4 protein-coding genes are annotated in these 4,301 nt (G+C 44.8%); all 4 read right to left on the bottom strand.

The genetic code is table 11. The features are described 5' to 3' along the window. The coding region (locus DTS01S_RS30215; RefSeq protein ID WP_156493797.1) for a DUF6531 domain-containing protein at positions 1-2,706 on the bottom strand (2,706 nt) is incomplete at its 3' end. A gap of 189 nt (positions 2,707-2,895) precedes the next feature. Further along, positions 2,896-3,324, bottom strand: a complete 429-nt coding sequence (locus DTS01S_RS30210; protein ID WP_074932142.1) for an RHS repeat-associated core domain-containing protein — start codon at positions 3,322-3,324, stop codon at positions 2,896-2,898. Between the two features lie 258 nt (positions 3,325-3,582). Continuing rightward, the gene (locus DTS01S_RS30800; protein WP_139223921.1) at positions 3,583-3,948 is read right to left on the bottom strand and encodes a DUF6984 family protein; all 366 of its coding nucleotides are present in this window, start codon (positions 3,946-3,948) and stop codon (positions 3,583-3,585) included. Next, a partial coding sequence (locus DTS01S_RS31005; RefSeq protein WP_169804712.1) for a hypothetical protein occupies positions 3,920-4,301 on the bottom strand: 382 nt, incomplete at its 5' end. The genes DTS01S_RS31005 and DTS01S_RS30800, both read right to left, overlap by 29 nt.

Raw genomic sequence — 4,301 nt, 5'->3', positions numbered from 1 at the left:
TTGGGTGGGACGGCCCAGGGCGTCGCGCTGCACGGCGAGGGTGCGGCCTGCGGCGTCCTTGGCGGTGGCGACCAGACCGCGCTGGTCGTAGGTCAGGGAGTTGGCACCTATGTCCGGTGATTTTTCCTGGGTCATATTGCCCAGGCCGTCACGGCCATACTCTGTAACTACACCCTTGAAATCCTTGACTTGGCTGATAAGACCTGACGAGTCATAGCTGAAGCTACTCCCCCCTCTTTCGTTGGTGATCGCTTCAACTCTGCGCAACCTATCCAGAGTCAACTTGACAGACTTCCCCAAACCATCAGCGACCGCAGTCAAATCACCATTTTCGTCATACCTGAATCCGCTCCTTGCATAATCACCAACTGTAATGCTTGAAGTAAGATTGATGTTATTTATATCTCTAACAACCTTATAAGTAGCACCCAATACCTCATTCCCAACCCTCTCCTCGACTCTATTACCCGCACCATCCAGCCTATAAATTCCAAAGTCACCACGATTATCAGACCACCCAATCAAGCGCTGCGCCTCATCATACCGATAATCAACCGAATATCCATTCGCATACCAAACACGGCCAAGACTGCCATTACTCATGTACTCATACTTATGATACAAACCCGCAGAACCAACGCCTGTAATACGCCCCCTTAAATCATAGGTAATTTCATGCCTGCTTCCATTGGGATCGAAAAACGATAGCAATCGACCACGATGATCATATGCCGTGTATTGCGTCACATGTCCGATTGAATTCTCCATGCTTTTTTTGTTATTAAATTCATCGTAAGCATTACGGTATATAAAACCAATGGAGTCTCTTAATGAAAGCAAATTTCCACGATTATCCCATCCCCATTGAAATACTCGCGATACATCACTGCCATTTGAGTTCAGACTTATCAATTTACCGCGATCATCATACTCCATTTCCCGTACAACACCACCCACCGAAATTCTAACAGGCACCCTCAAAACAGGATGCCATGAAATGCTGGTCTTTCTTTCAGCCTTGCCAGCGCCTTTAGCCTCCACCAGCTCTACTGGAAGATAACGACCCTTATCCCAGAACAACCCACTGCCATACCCAAGGTAATCATAATAACCTTCAACAAACCCATCTTTATCATAATATACGGATTTTATTGGAAATTTTTGCAGATCGGAAAATCGCCCTGAATTTGAGCTATACAATTTCGAGCCTGGAAGTGACGAATGCCAAACATAGAATGGATCACCCACTGGAGGAGTAATTCTGGTAATTCGTTTTTGATATGTGAATTTATATTCACCGACCCCCGCCGTCTTCGCGGATGACACAACCTTCTTGTCTTTATAAGAGTAAAATCCCACCCGCACCCCATTTTCATCAATTTTCCCGGTCAGCATCCTCTCATCTTCATACAGATATTTTATCTCTGCTCCATCAATAAAAACCACCGATCGTAGAAGGCCATCGCCATACCGATATGAAATTTCGTCTCCATGACTTGGAACTATTTTTGACAAAAAACCATCAGCCCCATATACAAAGTCGATATATCTGGAATAATTATTCTCAATTCTCGATAGTTTCTTTTCCTGAGAATAATGATACAAATAGTAATCGCCATTAGAAATGGTTTTTTTCGAAATAAATCCATCATTATCAAAAAAGAACTCATCCTGGTATTCATTTTTATAGAACCAACCATTATCTATTCTTAAAAAAACTCTTGCTTTAAGGTCCCCAACAAAAGCTCCAGGAATATAGCTACCACCAGCTCCACCAGATGTGGACTCAGGGATAAATCTATGAAATACAGCAACATCGCCAAAACTTGTATTTATCGAGACAGACTCATGATCTCCAGATTTTAGTTTTACCGAACGATCACCTGTCAAAGGGTTGACATTATTCCTATCGAAATCCAACCATATTTCGTGACTATGAGACCAACCAAGTCCGAATGATGACGGCGGATGTGGTGCACGCCCATTTGCCCAAGCGCTGTTATACAATCGGCTAATACTCAGAGGAGCAGGTCTCTCGTCAGAAAATTCCAGTTCATATTCCACCTTATTCCCCGTTGACACCTCTACAGGGTTACCAATGTAAGTTGGAAAAGCTCCACCAGGAAATCCATATAGGCTCGCAGCACAATGCCCTTCTGTAGCAGATGAATGCAGGGAAAAGTCTTCTTGGCGAACACAGGCTTTGCTTCTGATATCAGAAAACCACTTACTCTGCCAGATCAAATCGCCTGACTGTTGGCTTGAACAATCTGCCGTTCTCCGGCTTATCACGCTAAACCCGCCTTTGTAACGAGTGTCATTGCACTCTCCAGCAGGACCTCGCACAGAGTAATCATAGAGAACCAGCGTTTTCATTTCAATAGGCTGTTCCGAATGAATAAAACCATCAGTTGCAATTACCTCTGCGGGCATTACCTCGTACTTAAGATTACAAATAGCACTAGGAGGATCCGTCAATCTCTTTATTTCTTCATCAATTACTTCCGAAACAGATCCACGCACGCCATTCCTACCTGCTTGGGTCCATTCAGATGTATATATTGGCGATAGCTTACACACATTCACGCCATCCGAATTTTGCCTATTTTCAACACAAACACTTTGATATGTTACTTGCGCATGTACTTTAGGCGTTAAAAGATATAAAAATACAAAGCACAGATGAAACAGGACAATATTTTTCACAACGCAATCCCACAATTTATACGCATCGCTAGACAATTAATAATCTTCATACACCCTATTTACTCATAACCTCTAGCCTCAGCGGCTAGAGCATACCGCCAGCCAAGCTCATCAACTATCGCCGCCGCTCGCTCAACGGGAGGAAACGTTGTACATCGCACATACGAGGCAGAAATCTTCAGACCGACCTCATAAATTACTTACTCTTGAAGAGTTAAATTCATGACTACTGTAGCCGCTTCTACCCAAGCAAGTAGCAATTTGCGGCGGATGCAAACGTAGATACAGGCAAGTTTTGAAATTAATCCACAATATTTTTTCAAATACATAATTTAAGCAGATCAACGTATAATCGTGAGTTGCGTCCCACATACCCAAACCGATTATCCCCGCCAACCCAATCGGATCCGCCTGCATGTACCGACCCGTCGCCGCATCGTAGTACCTGTGCAGGTTGTACGACAGCCCCGTCTCTTCATCAAACACCTGCCCCGGGTACCGCAAGTCGAACTTCACGGCCTGCGCGTAGCTGGGCCCGCTGACCGTCTGTCCATAGCCGCGTTCGCCCGTGGTGGGCCGCACCTCACCAAATCCCGAGATCAGCCACTGCCAAGCCACCTGCCCGTGCCGGTTGGTCAGCCGCCTGGGGGTCAGGTGGTCCGATGTCCCGCACGGCAGGTTTGCAGACCTTGGAAGGCTTCGTATCTGCCTTGAGCGAGGACTAGATATTCAAGACGCGCTACTGAATTTGGCAGCAGCAACCGTCTCAGCGCATTTCGTGAATCAGTAGCGTTACCCCCTCTTAGATGAGATCATTGTTGATTTTTACAAAATTGCAAGTATTGAACCCTATTAGATAATTTACGCAACCCGAATTCAACCAACTAATTTCAAAGAGTCTGGTTGTGGATATTTTTTGAGGGGCAAAAAATCAACCCTCCAAAAATCAACCTCATACAGATTACCTGCTTCGTCTCCATATACCGTAATTATCACCTGAACACCATCATCATCAAAATAACTTGCTTCAGCCAGATTTTCACCCAAAGTATTTTCATCGGATCCAACGAATTTTATACTTCCCATACCGCCATCTGACATGTCGTAAACTCTGGCTAAAGCAATTCTATTTTCGACGTCTGGAATTTTTTTTTGCTGAGACAGCATGGCACTTAAAAGTGCTTTTTCTTCAGCGCGCAAAAGTCGGGCTGAGTTATCGTGGAGGGGTAATTCTTCCGACATTTATAATTCCATTAGGTAGTTTAAAAGCGCTGTAGTCAAGCTTGGCCCCATTCAATATCACACTTCCACTATACTGACCATCAATTAACGAATCAGCGGTTCTTAAGATATCTTCTCTTATAGCATCTTGCACAAGCTGTCGATTAAATCCAGCTCTCTCTACATGCCGAAAAGTATGGGATATTTGATTCTCGACCTTGCCAAATTGTATAACCAACTCATCAATACTCTTTGCTGAACAGTATGCGCCAGTATCAATTCCTTGATTAATAGCTTGGGCGATCGGTGCCATGCGCGAGACCGTAGTCGGAATCTGCGCCACCAGCGGGCTGATCGCCGCAGGCGATGCCACC

The sequence above is a fragment of the Delftia tsuruhatensis NBRC 16741 genome (assembly GCF_001571325.1).
Classification (GTDB): domain Bacteria; phylum Pseudomonadota; class Gammaproteobacteria; order Burkholderiales; family Burkholderiaceae_C; genus Comamonas; species Comamonas tsuruhatensis.
The sequence above is the reverse complement of the archived record's forward strand: the minus strand, read 5'-3'. Positions and strand labels throughout refer to the sequence as shown.